Consider the following 21,350-nt stretch of genomic DNA (forward strand, 5'->3'; position numbering starts at 1 on the left):
TTGTTTATGGTAGGTAGCTGGCATGACAAAAGCGCGCCTCGCTGTGTTGGGATCCGGTTCCGGGTCGAATTGCCAGTCCATTTTCGATGCGATCGATCAGGGTACGCTGGATGCCGAGGTGGTGCTGGTGCTTTCGGATCATGAGAATGCGTATATTCTGGAGCGGGCCCGCAAGCGCGGCGTGCCGGTCGAGCTGCTTGATTGCGGAGGGTTCAAGAACAGGTTTCCGGATGAGTCGCAGGCGGCTTTGGCTGCGAAGCTGAAGGGGCTGGGTGTTGATCTGGTTTGTCTGGCCGGTTTTATGCGGTTGGTGAAGGCTCCGCTTCTGGAGGCTTTTCCCCGTAGAATTTTGAATATCCATCCGTCGCTGCTTCCGGCGTTTCCGGGCGTGGAGGCATGGAAGCAGGCTTTGGAGGCGGGAGAGAAGGAGGCGGGATGTACGGTGCATTATGTGGATGCCGGGATGGATACGGGCGAGATCGTGCTGCAGGCGCGGGTGCCCGTGTTGCCGGATGATTCGCCGGAGAGTTTGCATGCCCGTATTCAGGAGCAGGAGCATGTGCTGTATCCCGCCGCGATCAGGAAGGTGATGGGGATGGAGTGAAGTTTTTTCTCGCCGCAGGATTTTTATTGAATTTTGGATGGAGTTTTATCCGTATTGTAATAAGAAAGTTATTTGATCCGATGATGTTTATTTCCCGTTTTTACATGGCTGCGTTGCTGGTGTCTGCCAGTGCGGCATTTGCGTGGAGCGCCGATTATACGACGGCGGGTATCGAGCAGGCCAAGTCCCATGCGAAGGACGGCGGCGAGTTTCGCCGCCTGCCCGTGAGCTGGAAGGCTTCAGCCGAAGATAAGGCCAAGGCTGCGAAGGCGTGGGAGATTATCCGCGATTGGCAGGCGGACGGTGCGAAGGATCACCGGAAGCTGCATGTGGTGTACGTGACGCTGAAGGATCGCCCCGCGCTGAAGGATTACAAGGGTCGTATCGACCGTATCGTGAAGAATGTGCAGATGTTCTATGCCGACCAGATGGAGGAGAACGGGTTCCCCCCGTTGACGTTCGGGCTGGATTTGGATAAGGACGGGAAGCTGGTGGTGCACGATGCGTATCTGGATGAGCCTCTTTCCAAGTTCAACGTGAATTCTTCCGGTCCGGCGACGAGCAAGGTGGCGTTTGAGTCGCTGCGTAAGGCAGGCGTCGATCCCGGCAGGGATTATGTGCTGATTGTGGCTCAGATGCCGGATAAGGTCGGCCCCTACTACGGCGGCGGTACGTCGGAAGCCGGTGTGTGTTGGATATGCGATGCGGAGCATCTCGATCCCGTCAATTTTTCTTCGACGGAGGCTGGTCCCTATCTTTTCAAGACAGTGGGCAATGACAATACAGTGTATATCGGCGGAACGGCCCATGAACTCGGCCATTGTTTCAGTCTTCCCCATACGAGGGAGTTGCAGCGTGCCGTTGCCGGTGCATCGCTGATGGGCAATGGCAATTATTCTTATGGGGAGGAGTTTCGCAATGAGGGCAGGGGGGCGTTTCTGATTCAGAGCGATGCGTTGAGGCTGGCTTCGATTCCGCTGTTTACGGGGAAGTCGAAGCGGGCGGAAGATGCTGTGGAGGCCCGGTTGTCCGATATGACGGCGGAGCCGATCGATGGCGGCCTGCGTCTTGCGGGCAAGGTGCAGGGCAATCCTCCCGTCTATGGCTTGGTAGCCTATTTCGATCCTGCCGGTGGCGATGATTACGATGCTTCGACGACGACTTGCATTCCCGGGCCGGACGGCAGTTTTTCTCTGGATGCAGTGCGCCCCGGCTACAAGGGGAATTTCGAGCTTCGCCTTGTGATGCTTCAGGCCGACGGCAAGACGGCGACATTCAAGGCGGGGTTGTCGAGCGGCGATCAGGGGGTCGAGGTTGCTCCGTTGCAGCGCGCTCTGCTGCTGATGGATGTGGAGGCGGATCTTCGCTATAACCGCCCGGAAGCGGCACGCGCGAAGTTCGATGCTCTGTTGGTCAAGTACGGTGCAGATGCACGTTTTGTCCGCGATTTTGCCATTTGGAAGAGAGCTTTCGAGGAGGCGGGCGCTCCGCAGGGGGCGTCTCCCGCCGTGGCTCCGGCTTCCGAGCGTGAGCTGGATTTGACTGTTGCCGCTCCGGCGAAGGCTCAGGCCGGATATGGCCGCGTGTGCTGGGGGTATTGCCCGTTCGAATTGCCGTATTACAATCATGGTCCCGTGCCGGAGTTGACGAAGTATAAGCCGGGCACATTCATCCGCACGCATGCGAACGGTACGCTGACCTACGATCTGGGCGGAGTATGGAAGGAGCTGTCGCTGCAATACGGCAGTCCGTCTTTCGCCTACGGCCCGACGCGCCTGACCGTGAAAGGCGACGGAAAGGTGCTGGCGCAGACTGGCTTTGTTCGGCAGGGAGAAAACGTGCCTGTGAAAGTTTCGGTGGAAGGCGTGAAGGATCTTACGCTGGAAGTTTCGAACAATCCCGAGAAGGGCAATGGTGGATGCTCGGCCATCATTTGCGATCCGATGTTGAAGCGTTGATAGAGCCACCCTGCGGATAGATCGTTTTTTCATGAAAAACCGTCCTGCGGCCGTACTCCGGCCGGGGATGCCAGTTGCGTTCGGCGGAGGGCTGTTCGGGGTGTTGTTGCCTCTGCCTGATGTTGCGATGGATGCCTTCCCCGTTTATCCGGCAGGAAGGCTGCGGCTGCTCCGGTTCTTGTGAAAATCTGATTTTTGTCCGTTTTACCCTTGACCTGAACGGAGGCAGGGGGTAGGCTAACCGGAGCTAAACTCAAAGCGAAAGCGCTACAAATGAATATTCACGAATATCAAGCCAAGCAGCTATTCAACCGTTTCGGCGTTGCGACGCCACAGGGATTGCCTGCCAGCACGCCGGAGGAAGCCGCCGAAGTAGCGGCATCCATGGATCTCAAGGAGTATGTCGTCAAGGCTCAGGTTCATGCAGGCGGTCGCGGCAAAGGTACATTCAAGAATGGCTTCAAGGGCGGCGTGCATCTCGTCAAAACTGTCGATGAGGTGAAGGACGTCGCTTCCAGGATGTTGGGAGAAGTGCTTGTGACCAAGCAGACGGGGGAAACCGGCAAGCTTGTGAGCAAGGTGATGATCGCCGAAGCGGTGGATCTCAAGCACGAATACTATTTCGCCATCCTTCAGGACCGCGCCCGCAAGTGCCCGGTGATTGTCGCCAGCACCAAGGGCGGCATGAATATCGAAGAGGTCGCCGAGACCGATCCCGACGCGATTGTGAAGGAATACATCGATCCCGTGTTCGGACTTCTTCCCTTCCAGGCTCTCAAGATCGCCTGCGCCCTGAATCTCCGCGGCGCTCTTCTCCGCCAGGCCACGAAGTTCATTACGAACGTGTACAAGTTGTTCTCGTCGCTCGATTGTTCGCTGGTGGAAATCAATCCGCTGGTGGTGACGACGGACGATCGCGTGATGGCTCTCGACGCCAAGTTCAATTTCGATGACAATGCCCTGTACCGCCATCCCGAGATCATGGAGATGCGCGATGTGACGGAAGAAGATCCCCGCGAAGTCGAAGCCAGCCAGTACAATCTGAACTATATCGGCCTCGACGGCAATATCGGCTGCCTCGTGAACGGCGCCGGCCTTGCCATGGCTACGATGGATATCATCAAGCACTACGGCGGAGCTCCCGCCAATTTCCTCGACGTAGGCGGCAGCGCCACGGAAGAGATGGTGACGAATGCCTTCCGCATCCTGACCAAGGACGAGCAGGTGAAGGCCATTCTCGTGAATATTTTCGGCGGCATCATGCGTTGCGATGTGATTGCGCTCGGCGTGGTGAACGCGGCCCGCACGATCGATATGCAGATTCCTCTCGTGGTTCGCCTCGAGGGTACGAATGTCGAACTGGGCAAGAAGATTCTTGCGGATAGCGGTGTGGCCATCATCTCGGCCGACAGTCTGGACGATGCGGCCCAAAAGGCCGTGGCGGCTACCAAGTAATTGCCTATTGACCTTTTAACTCATTAACTGAAATGTCCGTACTTGTTGATAAAAATACGCGTCTTCTCGTCCAGGGTATCACCGGTTCCGCCGGGGCTTCGCATGCCAAGGCATGCATGGATTACGGCACCAATGTTGTCGCCGGCGTTACGCCCGGCAAAGGTGGCCAGCTCTTTGAAGGCAAGGTACCGATTTTCGATTCGGTGCAGGATGCCCGCAAAGCGACGGGTTGCAATGCCACGATGATTTTCGTGCCGCCGCCCTTTGCTGCGGATGCGATCATGGAAGCGGCAGACGCCGGGATCGAACTGATCATCTGCATCACGGAAGGGATTCCGATTCAGGATATGCAGAAGGCCAAGAAGTTCATCGAAGGCAGGAAATGCACGCTGATCGGCCCGAACTGCCCCGGCATCATTACCCCCGGCCAATGCAAGGCGGGGATCATGCCCGGCTATATTCACAAGCCCGGCCGCATCGGCATCGTGTCGCGCTCCGGCACGCTGACGTATGAAGCCGTCTGGCAGGTTTCCAATCTCGGCCTCGGACAGTCGACGTCGATCGGCATCGGCGGCGACCCCGTGCACGGGATGACCCATCTCGATGCCGTGAAGTTGTTTGCCGAAGATCCCGATACGGATGCCTTTATTCTGATCGGTGAAATCGGTGGTTCCGAAGAAGAGGAAGCCGCCGCCTGGATCAAGGACAATTGCAAGAAGCCCGTGGCCGCCTTTATCGCCGGTGCTACGGCTCCTCCCGGCCGCCGCATGGGCCATGCAGGCGCCATTGTGGCAGGTGGCAAGGGCACAGCCGCCGCCAAGCAGGAAGCCCTGCGCGAAGCGGGTATTCTGGTAGCTCCGACGCCGGGCGAGATGGGCAAGACGCTCGTGGAAGCCATGAAGCAAAAGGGTCTGCTGTAAACGCACCCGTTGCACACGATATTGAAAGCCCGCGGCCTTCCGAAGGTCGCGGGCTTTTCTTTTCAGGAAGTAGAGAGGGGAGAAAATTAGCGCCAGAATTGTTTGGCTTCCTGCCGGGTGATGCCGCTCATGTTGACGTAGCGCGTGCGCAGAAGATCGGCGGAGCGGTGCCCCATTTCCATCTGGAGCAAGGGGTAGTTGCGGAAGTATTTGGCGTGATAGCTGGCGAAGGTGTGGCGCAGGCAGTCCTGCTGCCATGTTTTGTCGAAGCCGGCGGCTTTGCGCAGCCGTTGCCAGCGGCGGCTCCAGTTGGGCGGGCAGATGGCTTTGTTGTGGTCGGTTGCGGGCCTGTACCGGCACAGCCAGCGTTCCAGGACGGGCGGGATGTGGACGTGGCGTGCACCGCCCGTTTTGGTATGCTGCGGGCGCAAGGCGATGATTTTCTCTTCGAAGTCGATGTCGTTCCATGTGAGCCTGGTGACTTCGTGAGGGCGGATGCCCGCATAGAGCATGAGTGCGACGGCAGGGGCGCAGGCGCGGTTGTGGTGGCGGCGGATCTGGCTCTGGAGCCGTTTGATCTCTTCCGGCATGAGTGCGCGGATTTCGGTTTCATGCAGCGAGGGCGCGTCGGTGCGGCCGACCGGGTTTTCATCGCACCAGCCTCTTTTCTTGCTGATGGTGAAGATGCCGTGCAGGATGGTGCGGGCTTTGTATTTTTGCCGGGTCGAGTCGAAGACGGTGTCGAAGATTTCCTGACAATCTGCGGTGGTGATGGTACGTACGAGGCGGTCTCCCAGTCCCGGTATTTCCTTCATGAGCCGCGTGGCGATCTGCCGGATTTCGGCAACGGTGCGCGGGCGGCGGTGTGCTTTGCTTTTCAGGGTGGCTTCGACGGCTTCCCGGAAGGTGACGGTTCTTTCTTCCTGCCGCATGGCGTCGGCGGCAAGGCGGATGGCTCTCCGGCAATGGGAGATGGGTTGATCGTCGCTTTCGGGACATTCTTCCATCAATTCCCGTACGATGCGTGCGGCATCGATGAGGGAAATTCCTATGGGAGCAAGTATCGATTGGGCAAGTATATGGTCTTTCGTTTTTTGCATAGTGGTTGTATTAAGCGTGAGTGCATGCTTGCAAGCACGCCTTATCATACATCATCTATGCTCTGATGGGTAAATTTATAGATTACCGCCTGTGCAAGTTTTCTGCTGAGGAATAGGGCAAGAATGACTTGTCTATGTTGATGTTATTGCCCTGAAGGCCGGGAAACGTCTACTTTCCACTTCCTGGAAAGTAGATTGATGTGCATTTTTGCCTTTTTTTCAAAATGAGGCCAGGAGCGAACGTTCATGGGCGACCATGCCGCTTCGCTCAAGGCGAAGGCCCTCGGATAGCTCATGAAGAGGGCACGGGAAAGGGTGTCGATTTGTTCTCCCCACAGGGTGCCTTCCACACCGAGTATGTGCGCTTGCGCTTCCGGAGACAGTCCGTTTCCCGGATCGAAGGAATATGTTTTTTCAAGGGGTACGATAGGGAGAATGTTGGAAAATTTATTGTCGGGGCAGTCGTTTTTCTGCTGAGGGTAGTCGAGGGAGACGTATTCGGCCGGAGCGCAGATGACCAGAAGTTTTTTCGCTTCGGCCTGCTTCAGTGTACCGGTCGCATTGTTGCTGTCCGCCGTATAGACGATGGAGCCTTCCGCATAGCTGTCGTCCAGGGAGGGATTATACCAGCGTAATGGTTTTTTGCCGTGTTGCGCGAGTAAGGTGACCATGCGTTCCGTGACGTGGCGAAGCTGGTCGTTCGGAGCCGCCAATTCGTATTTTTTTCTGTATTGGACGCAGTTGGGGCAGGTGTTCCAGTTTTCGAGAGGTATTTCTTCTCCTCCGATGTGGATATAGGGGGACGGGAAGAGTTGTTTCGATTCGTTGAAGAGGGCGTCGTAGAAGCGAAAGACGTCTTCGTTGCTGGGGCAGAGCAGATCTTTGCTTTTGCCGGGGATGGTGCGTACCTCAATGTTGTCGCCAGGGTAGCAGACCATTTCGGGATAGGCGGCGGCAAGAGCCTGTACATGGGCGGGCAGGGAGAATTCCGGGATGAGTTCGATGCGGTGCTTGGCGGCGAAGTCGACGAGGCGTTTCATATCCTCTCTCGTGTAGAAGCCGCCGTGAGGTTTGCCGTCGCCAGCGGTTTCGCTGCGTTTGGAGGCGATTCCCTGCAATCTGTCGTAGCTGGGTACGGGGAAGCGCCAGCCCTGATCGTCCGTGAGGTGTAGATGGAGTTTGTTGTATTTGTAGTAGGACATGAGTTCGATGTATTTCTCGATGTCCTCGACGCTCCAGTGATACCGGGCAGGGTCGATCATCAGTCCCCGCCATGCGTATCTCGGTTTGTCCTTGATGGTGCAGGCTGGGATGGGCTGGCCTTCGTATTTGGCCAGGTCGATGAGTTGCTGAAGGGTTTGGCGGGCGTAGTGTTCGCCGTCGGCATCTTCGGCTGTGATGGTGGTTCTGCCGGGTGCGATTTCAAGAATGTAGCTCGCCGCTCCCATGCCGGTGGGTTGGGTCATGACGACGATTTCTCCGGGCAGGGTGTCCTGTTGCCCTGCGAGATCGATGGTTTGCCCCGTGCTCGTGTATTCCAGCGGTTCCGGTATGATGTTCGTTTGCTGGGCTTGGGCATGCAGGGTATACAGCGCGATGGCGAGTATTGTCCCTATCGTTCGTATCATATGTACAGTACGATCCGCCCGTATGTGTCCTATCATCTTTTCTTGACTTTTTACGGCTGCAGTTTTAGCATTTTCAGAGATTTCAGACATGAGTGTTCCGCCTGTACCCCAGCACCCGGCCGTCGCCTTTTCGGCCGATGCCCATTTTTCCGTTCCTTTGGGGATTGCAGTGCTTTCCCTGTTGGAGTCTGCACATCCGGATACGATTTACGATGTGTATATTCTGGATGGAGGTGTGACGGATCGCGTGAGGCGGGGGATCGAGGATTTGAAGCAGAGGTTCGAGTTCCGGGTGACGTGGCTTGACGTGCGGAGCGAGTTGCTCGATTTGCCTGCCGGCGGGCGTTTTACGGCGGCGACGTATTACCGTTTTCTGCTTCCCGATCTGCTGCCGAACGAGGTGAAGCGCGTGCTGTATCTGGATGCCGATGTGCTGGTGTGCGATGATTTGACTGAGCTTTTTGCCATGGATTTGGAAGGATGCCCGCTTGCGGCGCCCGTTTGGCAGCTGGTGGGGCGCTACCGGGATACATTCGAACCTCTGATGCAGTCTTTTCACGAGCGGCTCGAAGTGCCCCGCGACGGCCTGCCCTATCATTTTGCGCAGATGCTGATGGATCTGGACGCGATGCGCCGCGAGGGGTGGCACCGGAAGCTGGTCGATTGCGCCCGGACGGCCGATCCGGCTGTTTTGGCCTGGGCCGATCAGGATGTGATGAATAAGGTGCTGCGCGGCAGGATGAAAGTGATGCCGTACCGCTATGTGGCGATTCCCCTGTTCGCCGAGGATGCGGAGCAGGGAGAGGCCGCGTGTGTGCCGCCTTTCGTGTACAGTGCGGAGGAGCTGCGGGAGGCGTATTGGAATCCGGCGATTGTGCATTATGCTGCGACGAAGCCGAACATTCTCAAGGGGAGCCTTGACCGGTACGACGAGATGTTTTTTGCGGCTTGGAGGCGTTCGCCCTGGGCAGGATGCGTGCCCTATGTGCCTGTGCGCATGATGGAGCTTGGAAGGCGGCATCCCTTGCTTGCCCGGGCGCTGATGTGCATTCCCCGGCTGTTTGTCCGCTGCCCCCGCATTCTGCGCGGTTACGGTGCGCTGCTGCAGGCTCTGGCTCCCGGCAGCCGAAAGGATTGAGCTGCTTGGTTTTCTTTCCGTTTGTCCCGCAGGTGGAATAAAAAACAACCGCAAGGCGGATACCCTGCGGTTGTATGGTAAACGAGTCTTCGAACGATAGGTTTTATCGACGAAGGCCAAGGCGTTGCAGAAGGCTCTTGTACAGAGCTTCGTCTTCGCGCTTGAGATAATCAAGGAGCTTGCGGCGGCGAGCCACCATCTGAAGCAGGCCGCGGCGGGAAGCAAAGTCATGCTTGTTTTCGCCGAGGTGGGCAGTCAAATGAAGGATGCGTTTGGTGAGAATGGCGATCTGGTAGCTGGAGCTGCCAGTGTCGTTCGCGTGCATCTTGAAGTCCTGGAGATTGATTTCGCTCATATCTTGTTATTCTTGTGTTTGGGTTAATTTTCGTGGCTGCGGCAATCGACCCGACAAGGTGGGGTGATGGTAGCAGGTTCTACGGGCATTTCAAGACAAATTCTTGCCTTGTGTCCGGAATTTACTGTGCGGCAAGCTGTTTGCAGGCTTTGACGGTGTTCGACATGAGCATGGCGATGGTCATGGGGCCAACGCCGCCCGGCACGGGGGTGATGGCTTTGCATTTGGGTGCGACGGATTCGAAATCCACATCGCCGACAATGCGGTAACCCCTCGGGCGGGTGGGGTCTTCGATGCGGTTGATGCCTACGTCGATGACGACGGCGCCTTCCTTGACGTAATCTGCCGTGACCATTTCGGGGCGGCCGACGGCGGCGATGAGAATATCTGCCGTGCGGCAGACGGCGGGCAGGTCTTTCGTGCGCGAATGGGCGATGGTGACGGTGGCATTCGCCTTGCGGGAGAGGAGGAGGTTGGCCATGGGTTTGCCGACGATCATGCTGCGGCCGATGACGACGGCATGTGCTCCCTGTGTGCAGATGCCCGCAGCTTTGAGGAGTTCCATGCAGCCGAGAGGTGTGCAGGGGACGAAGCCCGTTTCATCTTCCAGTACGAGTTTGGCGACGTTTTCGGGGTGGAAGCCGTCCACATCCTTGCGCGGGTCGATGGCGCGGACGACTGCTTCTTCATCGATGTGCGCCGGGGGCGGGCTCTGGACAAGGATGCCGTGGATGCGGTCGTCGGCGTTCAATTGCTTGATGAGGTCGATCAATTCTTCCTGTGTGGTTTCGGCGGGCATGGCCCATTTCTGGGAGTACATGCCCAGTTCGGCACAGGCTTTGACCTTGGAGCCGACATAGACTTGGGAGGCGGGGTCTTCACCTACGAGGACGACGGCGAGGCCGGGCGTGCAGCCTTGTGCGCCCATGGCTGCGATTTCCTGTTTCAGTGTGGCGAGGACTGCTTCTGCGACTGTTTTTCCTTCGATACGTTGCATGATGGTGTGGTGGTGAGAGGTGCGAAATCGGGGGCTCCGGCGCTCAGGAGGAGGTCGAGTCGTCGGCAGTATTCGTCGATTTGCTCGGGGGTGAGGTCGGGCGGAACGTGCAGGGGAGATTTCCAATACATGACGACCTTCGCGAACGGTACGGGGATCGCGAAGCGGTCCCATGTTCGGTTGATGCGCCAGTACGAGCTGTAATCAATGCAGACGGGCGAGATGGGGACTCCCGTCATGGAGGCGAGTTTGATGACGCCTTGATGCGAGCGGTAGCAGGGGCCTTTGGGGCCGTCCGGCGTGATGCAAAGATTGCCGCCGTTGCGAAGATATTTCCGCATTTCGATGAATGCAGTGGCACCCCGACGCCCGCTGGAGCCGCGGATAGCACTGATTCCGTATCTGTTGGCGACGGTTTCGAGGAGGGCTCCGTCTTTGCTGGCGCTGGTCAGGACGCACATCGGGCGCTTGATGCGAAGCTTCCGGTAGATGTAGCAGGGGATGAGGGTCCGGTTATGCCAGAGTGCGACGATGCAGGGGGTTTCGTCTCCGAGGGTGTCGGACGGGTTTTCCCTGCATGTCCGCACCCGCAATGTCGCACAAAGAGTCTGGATGGCGGCCCATAACAGGTTGCCGGCACAGCGCGTCCACCATTTCGAACGTTTTTCCGTGCTGGGATTGTATTTGGTTTCTCCTGACGCCATGATGCGGATATCGGCGAACTTGGGATGCTCAGTTGCTGTTCAGTGTGTTCTGAAATTGATCCAAGGCCGTGTTGCCGGGTTGCCCCGGATCAAGCAGCGAGGGGAAGGAGGTAGAGGGTGCGACGGGTATGTTGCCGTTGCTGTCTACAGGGCTTTTTACCGGGGTCGGGGCGATAGGCGCTTCGTTCGTTTCGCGCATTTTTCTCAATTCGACGGCCTTTGCTTCCAGCTCGTCGGCATTGTCGCCGGGTGCATCGACCGTGCCTTTCAAGGTGATGTTCAGCCACGATGTCCTATGGTCGTCATCGAAGATGGGGTCAGGGATCTGGTCGGTGTATTTTTGGGAGGTGATGCGCGTGGGTACGCCGAGGGAGAGGTTGCCTCCCAGTGTGTTGTCGGCACCGATGACAATGGAGCCTTTGGCTTCGAATACGGTGAATTCGTTCAGGTTTGCGAGGTCGATTTTCAGGCCTCCATCGGGCTGGTGCGCGAGGGTGATGTTGCCGCGAGAGAAGACCGGGGCGATGTATTTGTCCACTTTGTCCTTGGGCAGGCTGTTGATGAGGTAGGCAAATGCCGGCAGTTTGGAGATGCGGATGTTTTGCAGGGTGAGTTCGCCGTTGATTTCCGGCTGTTGGAGGCTGCCGTACGGCAGTTTGAATTGTGCCTTGACGTTGTTTTTGTTGGCGGAGACGGGGTCTTTGCGTGTCTGCGCATCCAGAAAGCCCGATATGTTCTTGTTGGTCAGGAGGGAAAGGGCGATGCCGGAGGATTCGATGTTCAAGTCGCCTTGCGGAGAGGTTCCTTCCATGGCATTGCCGGAGAGGTCGATCGTGGCGTTCAGTCCGATGTCGCCGGAGATGCTGATGTGCGAGAGTCCCGTCTGGGAGACCTGTACGGAGCCTTTCAGTGCGGTGATGGGCGTTTTCCAGCCGCGCAGAAGGAGTTCGCTGGGGAGTTCGCTGTTCTGGCCGATGTAGAGGGTGTGGTTGCCCGATGCGGTTTCGTACATGTAGGCGCTCGTTTTGATGGTGAAGGGAGCATTGTTGCCAGAGAATCCGACGATGAATTCTTTGCATGATACGCGGTTGAATTCCCACATCCGTTCGCCCGAGAAGCGGGGGATGCGAATGGTTGCTGCATTGTCGCGCAGGGTTATTTTGGCGTAGTCGACCGTCAGGATGTCGCCAGCCAGTACGCCGTTGATGTAGCTGCGGAGCCCGATGCCGCCGCGGATGCCGCGCAGTTCCACTTTTTCGATGTTGCTGTTTTCGGGGAAAGTGGCCGTGAGCGAGGTGATGCGCAATTGGAAGTTTTCGATGCTCAGTCCTTCGATTTTGACGTCTGCTCCCCACGCTTGCGAGAGTTCGGTTTGTTTGGCGGTAGCATAGGAGGGTGAGCTCATGCTTGATGCCCTTACCATGAAGAAGAGGAAGCAGGCGGCGAGGAGGATGATGAAGGAGAGGACGGAGAGGATGCTGAATTTTTTCAGGTTCCTGCGTTTTTTGTGTTGCTGTTCTTCCGCCGTCATGGCGACGCGCCGTTTTTTGGTGACGCGAATAACTTTCTGTCCGTTTTGATCGATGACGACTTCCCGGGATTTTTCGACACCGGGCTTGTTTTCCTGCAATTGGCGAATAATGGATGAGGACTGCGTGTTCGCATCCTCGCTGTTGGGAGACTGGCTCATGATAGCGTGAACAATTATTTGCTTGTCAGAGCGCCGGGGCGTTCGCCCGTGCGCGGGTCGCGGCCGGTGGGATCAATGACGTCCACTTTGGCGAAGATGATGAAGACTTTGGTTTCCTTTTCTTCACCTTCCGAGCGGAAGAATCGGCCGATGAGAGGTGCGTCGCCAAGGATGGGGATTTTGTCCTGGAATTTGACGAGGCGGGATTTGCGAACGCCACCGAGTACGAGAACATTGCCCGGAACGATGGAGACGCTGGTGTTGGCCATTTTGCTGGTGAAGATGGGTTTGAGGATTTTGTTTTCGGTCATGACGGCTTGGATGACGTCGCCGTTGTCGTTCATGACTGCCTGCGTGACGGGGGTGCCATAGTTGACAAAGCCGTCGAATTCGTTCTGGTAAGTGGTGAGGCTCAACCGGACGATGTTTTTTTCTTCATCCAGTTCGGCATCGTGGACGACGAGGGCGGTGCCGATGCCGTCACCCGGATTTTCATTGTCGCCGCCGTATTTGATGAAGGAGTTCGGGAAGGCCGGTGTGACCAGAGGGACGTTGATGCGTCCGCGGACGTCGAAGTTCTGTCCGCCGATGTTCACGCCGTTGCGTGCAAAGGGCATTTGCGTTTGGGCGATTTGCGGCTGATCGTACGATTCCGGGTAGAACATGACTTTCATGTCCGAGAAGATTGTCTGCTCGGCGCCCGGTTTGACGACGAGTTGCGGATTGCCCAGAATGTCGGTGCCTTTTTTCTGGTTCAGGCCGTGCATGATGACGGTGACGTCCGCCACGGACCAGATGCCTCGCGCTGCAAGGATGGCCGGTGCGCGTTGTGCGCTGGCGCCGGAGAAGCCTGCCGAAGATCCTGCGGCGATGAGTTTGTCGATGGAGTCCGTCTGGAAGACCTGGCCGCCGCTGCGCAAGCCGGCCGAGACGACGGGCGCACTGTTGGTGACGGTGCCGAGGACGGGTACCTGGTCCATGATGCCGTCCGCAGAGGGGGATTTCTGGGGTGTGCCGCCGCCGCCGAAGGTGTGGCTGCCGAAGGAGATGTCGACAAGCCAGTCGAAGCCGAGTTCATTGAGCGTGCTTTCGTTGACTTCCATCATGGTGACGTTCAGCACGATTTGGCGATCCGGCGATTCGAGGGAGGAGACGATTGTCTGGATGTCCTGCAGGTTGGTGGGCGTGTTGCGGACGGTGAGGGACCATGAAGCGGGCAGGTACTGGACGGCGGAGCCGGGCGGGAAGGTGATGCCGTGAGCGGCAAGTGAGCGTTTCGGGTCGACTCGGGAGATGGAGACGGAGTTTTTGGATTCCGTCGAGAAGACGTCGGAGGTGTCGTCTTCGTCGGTCGGGGCTTCGTTGAAGAAGCTCGGCGGTACGCGGAAGGTGCGTGTTTCCAGTGGGCCCGCATCCCGGCCGGAGTAGGTGAATTCGAGTCCTGCGGTCGTGGGGTAGTATGCCGTCCCCGTTTTGGCGGAGATGACATCGAGCAGGTTTTTCAGCGAGATGTTGGTGAGGTCGAGGCTGACGCGCCGATCCATGATCTGCTTGTACAGGGGGCTGCCGGGGGCTCCGAAGTTGGTGTTGATGTTGACTGAGACGGGGCTGCCCGAGTTTTCGGAGTACAGGCGGATTTGCGCGCGGACGACTTCCATCGCTTCGTTGATGTCGGCGTCTTCGAGGTTGATTTTGCTGATGTTGACGGAGGACAAAAGTTTGTCCATGTCGGATTCCTGTACGCGGGCGTCGCTGCCGATGTCGGCGCCGAGGTTGTCGGCGGGCAGTTCGTCCGGGGGAATGGGTTCCTCCCATGCTGCGGAGACGTCTGCAAGCGCCTTGGAGCGTGCACTGTTGCGGGCTGCCGTGTAGTAGCGCGCTTTGGCGTTGGATGTTTTTTCCATGCCCTGCTGCGCAGCGGTGTTGTAGGAGTCGATGCGGAGGACGTCCTGGAAGGTTTTGTAGGCTTTGTCGAATTGTCCGAGTCCGTAGTATCCGTAGGCAAGGGCGAGCAGGCGGTCGACTTCGGCGATGTTGCCGATGTGTTCCGGTGTGATGGCGGGGTTGTTGCGTACGGAGTCTTCCAGTTTGCTGAGGGCGTCTTTAACGGCAAGGCTGGAAGGGTTGTGCCGGAGGGCGTTTTGCAGGAAGACCCGGGCTTCGTCGTAGCGGCCTACGGCCGTGTAGTCGTGGGCTGTGGCAAGTTCGGCATCGGCAAGGCTGAGGAGGAGGAAGGCACGGCGGTCTTTGGTGGCAGGGGCGTCGGGCAGGGCTTCGAGGGCCTGCGTGTAGAGGGTGACGGCTGTGCTGTATTTCTTGGCGGCATAGGCATGGCGGCCTTCCTCCAGATATTGCATGGCTTCGGCTGTGTCGTCCTGTTTGTGGGCGGCCGTTTTGGCGTTGAGGTTGAGGGCTGCCGGGCTGACGTGGGCGCAACGATTGTACCGTTCGCTGATTTGGGCGATCAGCTGCGGCGAGGATCCCTGTTGTGCCATTTTCAGGGCTTCTTCGTATTTTTTCTGCGCTGCCGCGATTTGGTTGCTGCAATAGAGGGTGTCCGCTTCCTGTGTGAGGGCAAGTGCCTGACTGTCAGAAGTGTTCCCTCCAAGGGCCACCGAGGATGCGGCAAGCAGCAATACCGAGCCGACATACGAGAAAGCTTTGCGAGAGTACGGGACAAACATAAATAGCGGGGGTATCTTACACAATTGATCCGGTCAAGTCACTCGAAAAACTCACTTTTTTGAATTTTTCTCGGGCGGATGCTGCGATAAAACCCGTCCGGTGAACCGGACGGGTTTTGAAGGAGAGGCAATGTGACCGCTTGCCGGGGCAGGGAGCTTGAGATCAAGCGCCTGTGGAGTCGAGGAAGCCCTTGATGCGGCTGATGCGCGTGGGGTGGCGCAGTTTGCGAAGAGCCTTGGCTTCGATCTGGCGGATGCGTTCGCGAGTGACGTTGAATTGGCGACCGACTTCTTCGAGGGTGCGCGGGTTGCCGTCGCGGAGGCCGAAGCGCTGTTCGATGACGGCGCGTTCACGTTCGTTGAGCGTGTCGAGTACGCCGTGCAGTTTTTCGCGCAGGGAGGCGAAGGAGGCTCCTTCCATGGGGTTTTCGGCAGTTTTGTCTTCGAGGAAGTCGCCGAAGGAGGTGTCATCCGAGTCGCCGACGGGCTGCTGCATGGAGATGGGCTGCTGCGCCATTTTGAGGACGGAGCGTACGCGGTCCACCGGCATGCCGCTGTCCACCGAGATTTCTTCCGGTGTTGGTTCGCGGCCAAGGTCCTGCACGAGTTTTTTCTGGACGCGCATGAGCTTGTTGATGGTTTCGATCATGTGTACCGGGATGCGGATGGTGCGCGCCTGGTCGGCGATGGAGCGGGTGATGGCCTGCCTGATCCACCATGTGGCGTAGGTGGAGAATTTGTAGCCGCGGCGGTATTCGAATTTTTCCACGGCTTTCATGAGGCCCATGTTGCCTTCCTGAATGAGGTCGAGGAAGGCGAGGCCGCGGTTCGTGTATTTTTTCGCAATGGAGATGACGAGGCGGAGGTTGGCTTCGATCATTTCCTTTTTGGCGCGCTGGGCTTCCTTGGCGCTGACTTTCATTTGCTGGTAGGTTTCGAAGAATTCGTCTACCGGCATCCAGACCTGCATTTCGTATTCCCGCAAGGCGTCCTGATGTTCCTTGTTGTCGGGGTTGCTGTCGAGCTGTTTGGTCAGTTTTTTGATTTTGAGGCGGAGTTCACGAAGTTTTTCGACGAAGTCTTCAAAGATTTTGCTTTTGAAGGAGAACTGGCTGAAGAGTTCGGTGAGTTCGTCGCGGGATTCGTTGAAGGAGTTTTCGTAGGCGGTTACGGCCTTGCCGCTTTTGCGTGCCTTGTGAAGGCGGACGTAGGCGCTTTGGGCGTCTTCATGTGCTTCGATGACGCGGCCCATGAGGCGGTGGACTTCCTTGAGGTATTTGTCGCGGCGGTCGATGTTTTTGTCGATGACGATGCGGTCGAAGCGTTCTTCGTTGCGGATGACTTTGTCTGCGAAGTCGAGGTAGTAGGAGTAGACGGTGCCGAAGCGGTGGATGTGCTTCTGGAGTTCGTCTTCGGCTTTTTCGATGCGCAGGGAGATGGCGACTTCTTCCTGCCTGGACAGGAGGTCTTTCTGGCCCATTTGCTTGAGGTACATGCGAACCGGGTCGTCGAGGATGTCGAGCTTGGCTTCCATCTTCTCGGTTTCGTCTTCTTCCTCGATGTCGGAGAGGCGCTGGCGGTCGCTGTAGCTGTCCACGTCCGAGGCGTCGATGATGTCGAACTGCATGCTGCGCAGGCGTTCCATGATTTCCTCGTAGTCCTGAGGGTCGATCATGTCGTTGGGCAGGACGTCGTTGATGTCGTCGTAGGTGAGGTAGCCCTGTTCGTTGGCCAGGAGGATGAGTTCGCGGATTTTTTCCTGTACGCCGGGGGTGTCGACGATGCCGCGGACCGGTTCTACCTTGTGACCCTTTTTGGCTTTTTTACCGCCGGGAAGTCCGGAGAGCTGAAGGGGGGTGGGTGCGACGGGGGCGTCGTCGCGTACTTCGATGCCGAGGGAGTGCAGGCGTTCAAATATGATTTCGCCGTCCTGCGGGTCGTAACCGTCGTCGGGCAGCGCGTCGAAGATGTCGTCGTCGGTCACGTAGCCGCCTTTTTTCTTGGCGATGGTGACGAGCTGTTTGAAGGCGGTTTTGAGGGTGATGTCGTCCGGGAAGAATTCCTGAAGTTCCCGTGCGGATACTTTGGGGGATTTGGTTGTTTTGGCGCGGTCGGCCTTTGGTTCCGCTTCGGGTTCGGGTTTCGCCGGAGCCTTGGCTGCTTTCGGGGCGGAAGCCTTTTTGGCGGGAGCGGGGACCGATTGTTTGGCCGCCGGGGCTTTTTTCGCATCGCCAGCGGGAGCCGCTTTTTTGGCGACCGGTTTTGAAGCCGCTGCCTTGGTATCTGTTTTCTTGCCTGTAGGTTCCGCTTCGGTTTTTTGAGCCGGTTTGGCGGGTTTTGCCGCAGAAGATGAGGAGTTTTGCTTCGGTTTTGTCATGGCATGCAAAATTTGGGGTAAAATCCACCCATTACCGATTTTGTCAAGGTTTGACTGATCGGGAGGGCATTGTAACGATTCCTGAAAATGTGTCAAGCATTTCCTGTGTGATGATTGTCTTTGTTTGGATTGTGTTGCCGGAAGAGAAGCCGGATAAGCTTGTTCTTGACTTTTGGACTGTCTGTCGGTAATTCTCGTTCATGCCAAGGATTGCGCTGATTCAACAAAATGTGTCTGCAGATATTGCGACGAATAAGAAACGCACGGAGGAGGCCATTCGCGAAGCGGCGGCCAACGGGGCGCAGATTGTCTGTACGCAGGAGCTTTTTACGACGCTTTATTTCTGCCGTACGCAGGATTGCGGGGAGTTCGATGCGGCGGAATCGTTGCCCGGCGAGTTGACGGCCTCCCATCAGGCTTTGGCCCGGGAGCTGGGCGTGGTGATTGTGGCTGCCGGTTTCGAGAAGCGTGCCACGGGGCTGTACCACAATACGGCGTGGGTGGTGGATGCGGACGGTGCGTTCCTGGGTCTGTACCGCAAGATGCATATTCCGCAGGATCCCGGTTTTGAGGAGAAGTTTTATTTTACTCCCGGAGATTTGGGGTATAAGTGTTTCGAGACGCGGTTCGGTCGCATCGGGGTGCTGATCTGCTGGGACCAGTGGTATCCGGAGGCTGCACGGCTGACGGCGATGGAGGGTGCGGAGATTCTTTTCTATCCGACGGCGATCGGCTGGCTTCCTGAGGAGAAGCCGGCACTCGGTACGGCGCAGCATTGCGCGTGGGAGACGGTGCAGCGCGGCCACGGCGTGGCGAACGGCTGTTATGTGTGCAGTGTGAATCGCGTGGGGACGGAGGGCGAGACGGAGTTCTGGGGGCAGTCGTTCGTGTCCGATTACTGCGGGCAGATTGTGGCGAAGGCTTCCGTTTCGGAGGAGACGGTTTTGTATGCGGATCTGGATCTGGCGGCATTGGAGGACCATCGCCGTATTTGGCCGTTTTTCCGTGACCGGCGTATTGATTCCTACGGAGGCGTTTTGAAGCGCTGGGGAAAATAAGATTGTCTTTTTTGGAAGATTAGGGCGGTTCATGCCGTATTCCTACCAATCTATTTCATTTATGAATCTGTCATCCATTCTGTTCGCCGCTTCCGCGGCCATTACATGCAGTACCCTTCTCCATGCGGAAGGGCCTTCTCCCGAAGAACTCGTGAAGCGCCAGTGCCGTTCCGTGCACATGCATCACATGCCGATTGCGGACAAGACGAAGGCGATTTACGTTGAAGCCCAGGCTAACGAGAGTGCGCCCGGTACGTATTTCTGCGCGGCCAATTTCCATAACGGCTATATCGGTTTTCAGGAAGTGGCGGATGGTTCTCCCGTGGTGATTTTTTCGATTTGGGATCCGGTGCCGCAGGGTGATAATCCTCATGTGGTGCCCGAAGACCAGCGTGCGCTTTTGATCAAGAAGGGCGACGGTGTGCGTACGCGCCGTTTCGGCGGAGAAGGTACGGGCGGCAATAGTATGCGCGATTTCGACTGGAAGGTGGGCGATGTGCTTAAGTTCCTCGTGGTGGATAAGGAAGACGGCCCCGGTACGCGGCAGCTTTCCGGCTATGTGTATAATGACAAGGCGAAGAAGTGGGAGTTGATTTCCTGCTGGCGTACCTATGCCGATCCGAAGGGGCTCGGGTATGCGGTGAGTTTTGTGGAGGATTTTCGCCGCAACTACGAGTCGACGAAGCATGTGCGCAAGGCGACGTACGGCCCCGTGTTCTCCCTCCAGTCCGACGGTCAGTGGCTGCAGGCTTCCAAGAACGATTTTACGGGCGACGGTACTCCTTCCAAGCATGTGCGCGCTGAGTTGAATGCTGCCCGTGGTATGCATTCCATCGCGACAGGCGGTGCGCTGGAGGCTGATCCCTCTTTCCCGCTGTTCTCTTCCAAGGAGTTGCCTGCGTCGTCCAAGCGTACGGTTCCGGGCAAGGAGGTGATGGATATTATCAAGGCTCCCGTTTATCAACAGGAGAAGTATGCGGAATGAGCGGTTTGTGTGCAGCGAACCGGTTGAAGGAAAGGAGGGCCATGGAGCGTTCCCGTATGCGGGATTTGCTTCGATGGCCTTCTTTCGCCTTGACAATGGGGCCGAATGGTAGTTTTATCTCCCTTCTGTCATGTCAAACAAGCTGAAACTCGCATTGCCCAAGGGTAGCCTTCAGGATGCTACCGTTGAATTGTTCCGCAAGGCAGGCTTCAATATTTACGTATCAAGCCGTAGCTACAAGCCTACCTCCGATGACGACTCTCTGGAGTTGTACCTTATTCGCGCTCAGGAGATCGGCCGCTACGTGCATCAAGGCTTTATCGACTGTGGGATTACCGGTAAGGACTGGATTTACGAAAACCGCGCCGATGTGGACGTGTTGACGGATCTTCAGTATTCCAAGGCGACCTCGAAGCCGACGCGCTGGGTGCTCGTGGTGCCGGAAGATTCCCCCATCCGTACGGCTGAGGATCTCGAGGGCAAGCGCATTGCCACGGAAGGCGTGGGTATTACCGAGCGCTGGCTGGCTGAAAAGGGCGTGAAGGCCGATGTGGAGTTTTCGTGGGGTGCGACGGAAGTGAAGGTGCCGGATCTGGTGGATGCCATTGTGGATATTACCGAGACGGGCAGTTCCATCCGCGCCAACAAGCTGCGCATTGTGGATACGCTGATGACTTCCTACCCGCAGTTCATCGCCAATAAGAAGGCGATGCAGGACGACTGGAAGCGCGAGAAGCTTACCAATATCGTGATGATGCTGCGCGGCGCGCTCGAGGCCCGCGGCAAGGTGGGGCTGAAGATGAATCTCCCGAAGGAGTCTCTGACCACTCTCGTCGAAACTCTTCCCTCCCTGCGCCGCCCGACGGTTTCTCCGCTTTCGGACGATGGCTGGGTGGCCGTCGAAACCGTGATTGACGAATCCGTCGCCCGCGACATGATTCCCCAACTGAAGGCCCTCGGCGCGGAAGGTATCATCGAGTACTCGCTGAATAAGCTGGTGTACTAGGCCGGAACATTCTCCTAAGAGAACACATAACGAAAACATACAAATATGGGATCGCTGAAAAAACGTCGTAAGACCAAAATCAACAAGCACAAGCGCTCCAAGCGCATGCGCCAGAACCGTCACAAGAAGCGTTTGCGTTACAAGTCCTAAGTGGCTTTCCGCAAGCGGCGTGAGGGCCGAAAAATCGCACGGTGTCATTCAGTGGAATGGCACCGTTTTTTTTGCAGGTTATTGGCGGCTTGCGGGTGGGAGTTGATGGTGTCATTTTTCGCTGGGTTTTTCTTGACGGTTTTTACTCTTTGTGATAATTTATCGATTAAGCAATCGTTTAATCAATATGAGATCTATTTCTATCGATGCAGGTTTGTTGAAGCATGGCGAGGAGGTGCAGCGGGCTCGCGCCGGGATGCTGCCCGATGAGGATTTGTACGAGTTGTCCGATTTTTTCAAGGTGTTCGGCGATAGTACGAGGTTGAAGGTGTTGTGTGCGCTCGAAGGAGCAGTGTGGTGCGTGAGCGATTTGGCGGATATTCTGGGGATGACCCGGCCGGCGATTTCTCATCAGTTGAATATTTTGAAGCGGGAGAAGCTGGTTCGGGCGCAGCGGAAGGGGAAGAATGTGTTTTACGCGCTGGCGGACGATCATGTGCGTATGATTCTCGAGATGGGTTTGGAACATTTGCATGAATGA

The 21,350-nt window shown here is 57.1% G+C and carries 18 protein-coding genes; 10 read left to right on the forward strand and 8 right to left on the reverse strand.

Features of this window, described 5'->3' with window-relative positions; genetic code table 11:
- The first annotated feature begins 22 nt into the window (after positions 1-22).
- From purN to sucD, 4 genes are all read left to right on the forward strand, one after another.
- Positions 23-604, forward strand: a complete 582-nt coding sequence (gene purN / locus AC781_RS03615) for a phosphoribosylglycinamide formyltransferase (RefSeq protein WP_067773640.1) — start codon at positions 23-25, stop codon at positions 602-604.
- An 80-nt stretch (positions 605-684) separates the two neighbouring features.
- Positions 685-2,562 (forward strand): NPCBM/NEW2 domain-containing protein, encoded by a 1,878-nt coding sequence (locus tag AC781_RS03620; RefSeq protein WP_067773642.1) that lies wholly within the window; start codon positions 685-687, stop codon positions 2,560-2,562.
- Positions 2,563-2,835: 273 nt separating this feature from the next.
- Complete coding sequence (sucC, locus tag AC781_RS03625; RefSeq protein ID WP_067773644.1) at positions 2,836-4,017, forward strand: ADP-forming succinate--CoA ligase subunit beta; 1,182 nt, start codon at positions 2,836-2,838, stop codon at positions 4,015-4,017.
- A gap of 32 nt (positions 4,018-4,049) precedes the next feature.
- Positions 4,050-4,937: a succinate--CoA ligase subunit alpha gene (sucD, locus tag AC781_RS03630; protein ID WP_067773646.1), complete on the forward strand. Its 888-nt coding sequence runs from the start codon at positions 4,050-4,052 to the stop codon at positions 4,935-4,937.
- A gap of 86 nt (positions 4,938-5,023) precedes the next feature.
- Here the strand turns inward: sucD and AC781_RS03635 are convergent, their stop codons facing one another.
- Both AC781_RS03635 and AC781_RS03640 read right to left on the reverse strand, forming a co-directional pair.
- Entirely contained in the window at positions 5,024-6,037 is a 1,014-nt protein-coding gene (locus tag AC781_RS03635; protein ID WP_067773649.1) for a tyrosine-type recombinase/integrase, read from the reverse strand.
- A 143-nt stretch (positions 6,038-6,180) separates the two neighbouring features.
- Positions 6,181-7,665, reverse strand: coding sequence for a beta-N-acetylhexosaminidase (locus AC781_RS03640; protein WP_067773652.1), 1,485 nt, complete (start codon positions 7,663-7,665; stop codon positions 6,181-6,183).
- An 88-nt stretch (positions 7,666-7,753) separates the two neighbouring features.
- Between AC781_RS03640 and AC781_RS03645 the strand changes: the two genes are divergently transcribed.
- Entirely contained in the window at positions 7,754-8,803 is a 1,050-nt protein-coding gene (locus AC781_RS03645) for a glycosyltransferase family 8 protein (protein ID WP_067773655.1), read from the forward strand.
- 103 nt (positions 8,804-8,906) lie between these two features.
- Here AC781_RS03645 and rpsO read toward each other — a convergent pair whose 3' ends face one another.
- The 6 genes from rpsO to rpoD all read right to left on the reverse strand — a co-directional run bounded on the left by rpsO (position 8,907) and on the right by rpoD (position 17,610).
- Positions 8,907-9,158, reverse strand: a complete 252-nt coding sequence (gene rpsO / locus AC781_RS03650) for a 30S ribosomal protein S15 (RefSeq protein WP_067773658.1) — start codon at positions 9,156-9,158, stop codon at positions 8,907-8,909.
- A gap of 121 nt (positions 9,159-9,279) precedes the next feature.
- A complete protein-coding gene (folD, locus tag AC781_RS03655; protein ID WP_067773661.1) occupies positions 9,280-10,155 on the reverse strand; it encodes a bifunctional methylenetetrahydrofolate dehydrogenase/methenyltetrahydrofolate cyclohydrolase FolD in 876 nt (291 codons plus the stop codon).
- A complete protein-coding gene (locus tag AC781_RS03660) occupies positions 10,104-10,859 on the reverse strand; it encodes a lysophospholipid acyltransferase family protein (protein ID WP_067773664.1) in 756 nt (251 codons plus the stop codon). The genes folD and AC781_RS03660 overlap by 52 nt, the downstream gene beginning before the upstream one ends.
- Positions 10,860-10,887: 28 nt before the next feature.
- Positions 10,888-12,549, reverse strand: a complete 1,662-nt coding sequence (locus tag AC781_RS03665) for a hypothetical protein (protein ID WP_067773667.1) — start codon at positions 12,547-12,549, stop codon at positions 10,888-10,890.
- A gap of 14 nt (positions 12,550-12,563) precedes the next feature.
- Entirely contained in the window at positions 12,564-15,233 is a 2,670-nt protein-coding gene (locus tag AC781_RS03670) for a hypothetical protein (protein WP_067773670.1), read from the reverse strand.
- Between the two features lie 163 nt (positions 15,234-15,396).
- Positions 15,397-17,610, reverse strand: a complete 2,214-nt coding sequence (rpoD, locus tag AC781_RS14390; RefSeq protein WP_083076525.1) for an RNA polymerase sigma factor RpoD — start codon at positions 17,608-17,610, stop codon at positions 15,397-15,399.
- A gap of 200 nt (positions 17,611-17,810) precedes the next feature.
- On the opposite strand from rpoD, the gene AC781_RS03680 reads away from it, so the two are divergent.
- The 5 genes from AC781_RS03680 (at position 17,811) to AC781_RS03695 (ending at position 21,350) form a co-directional block, all read left to right on the forward strand.
- Positions 17,811-18,668: a carbon-nitrogen hydrolase gene (locus AC781_RS03680; protein ID WP_067773673.1), complete on the forward strand. Its 858-nt coding sequence runs from the start codon at positions 17,811-17,813 to the stop codon at positions 18,666-18,668.
- 61 nt (positions 18,669-18,729) lie between these two features.
- Positions 18,730-19,653, forward strand: coding sequence for a DUF3472 domain-containing protein (locus AC781_RS03685; RefSeq protein ID WP_067773677.1), 924 nt, complete (start codon positions 18,730-18,732; stop codon positions 19,651-19,653).
- Positions 19,654-19,783: 130 nt separating this feature from the next.
- Complete coding sequence (gene hisG / locus AC781_RS03690) at positions 19,784-20,659, forward strand: ATP phosphoribosyltransferase (protein WP_067773680.1); 876 nt, start codon at positions 19,784-19,786, stop codon at positions 20,657-20,659.
- A gap of 45 nt (positions 20,660-20,704) precedes the next feature.
- Positions 20,705-20,809 (forward strand): AURKAIP1/COX24 domain-containing protein, encoded by a 105-nt coding sequence (locus tag AC781_RS14395; protein ID WP_141675733.1) that lies wholly within the window; start codon positions 20,705-20,707, stop codon positions 20,807-20,809.
- Positions 20,810-20,996: 187 nt separating this feature from the next.
- Entirely contained in the window at positions 20,997-21,350 is a 354-nt protein-coding gene (locus tag AC781_RS03695) for an ArsR/SmtB family transcription factor (protein WP_067773682.1), read from the forward strand.

The organism is Neoakkermansia glycaniphila, assembly GCF_001683795.1.
Classification (GTDB): domain Bacteria; phylum Verrucomicrobiota; class Verrucomicrobiia; order Verrucomicrobiales; family Akkermansiaceae; genus Akkermansia; species Akkermansia glycaniphila.

Bases quoted from the DNA above. Each gene is read 5' to 3' on its own strand.
- purN (WP_067773640.1), top strand. From the start codon at position 23: ATGACAAAAGCGCGCCTCGCTGTGTTGGGATCCGGTTCCGGGTCGAAT.
- AC781_RS03620 (WP_067773642.1), top strand. From the start codon at position 685: ATGATGTTTATTTCCCGTTTTTACATGGCTGCGTTGCTGGTGTCTGCC.
- sucC (WP_067773644.1), top strand. From the start codon at position 2,836: ATGAATATTCACGAATATCAAGCCAAGCAGCTATTCAACCGTTTCGGC.
- sucD (WP_067773646.1), top strand. From the start codon at position 4,050: ATGTCCGTACTTGTTGATAAAAATACGCGTCTTCTCGTCCAGGGTATC.
- AC781_RS03635 (WP_067773649.1), bottom strand. From the start codon at position 6,037: ATGCAAAAAACGAAAGACCATATACTTGCCCAATCGATACTTGCTCCC.
- AC781_RS03640 (WP_067773652.1), bottom strand. From the start codon at position 7,665: ATGATACGAACGATAGGGACAATACTCGCCATCGCGCTGTATACCCTG.
- AC781_RS03645 (WP_067773655.1), top strand. From the start codon at position 7,754: ATGAGTGTTCCGCCTGTACCCCAGCACCCGGCCGTCGCCTTTTCGGCC.
- rpsO (WP_067773658.1), bottom strand. From the start codon at position 9,158: ATGAGCGAAATCAATCTCCAGGACTTCAAGATGCACGCGAACGACACT.
- folD (WP_067773661.1), bottom strand. From the start codon at position 10,155: ATGCAACGTATCGAAGGAAAAACAGTCGCAGAAGCAGTCCTCGCCACA.
- AC781_RS03660 (WP_067773664.1), bottom strand. From the start codon at position 10,859: ATGGCGTCAGGAGAAACCAAATACAATCCCAGCACGGAAAAACGTTCG.
- AC781_RS03665 (WP_067773667.1), bottom strand. From the start codon at position 12,549: ATGAGCCAGTCTCCCAACAGCGAGGATGCGAACACGCAGTCCTCATCC.
- AC781_RS03670 (WP_067773670.1), bottom strand. From the start codon at position 15,233: ATGTTTGTCCCGTACTCTCGCAAAGCTTTCTCGTATGTCGGCTCGGTA.
- rpoD (WP_083076525.1), bottom strand. From the start codon at position 17,610: ATGACAAAACCGAAGCAAAACTCCTCATCTTCTGCGGCAAAACCCGCC.
- AC781_RS03680 (WP_067773673.1), top strand. From the start codon at position 17,811: ATGCCAAGGATTGCGCTGATTCAACAAAATGTGTCTGCAGATATTGCG.
- AC781_RS03685 (WP_067773677.1), top strand. From the start codon at position 18,730: ATGAATCTGTCATCCATTCTGTTCGCCGCTTCCGCGGCCATTACATGC.
- hisG (WP_067773680.1), top strand. From the start codon at position 19,784: ATGTCAAACAAGCTGAAACTCGCATTGCCCAAGGGTAGCCTTCAGGAT.
- AC781_RS14395 (WP_141675733.1), top strand. From the start codon at position 20,705: ATGGGATCGCTGAAAAAACGTCGTAAGACCAAAATCAACAAGCACAAG.
- AC781_RS03695 (WP_067773682.1), top strand. From the start codon at position 20,997: ATGAGATCTATTTCTATCGATGCAGGTTTGTTGAAGCATGGCGAGGAG.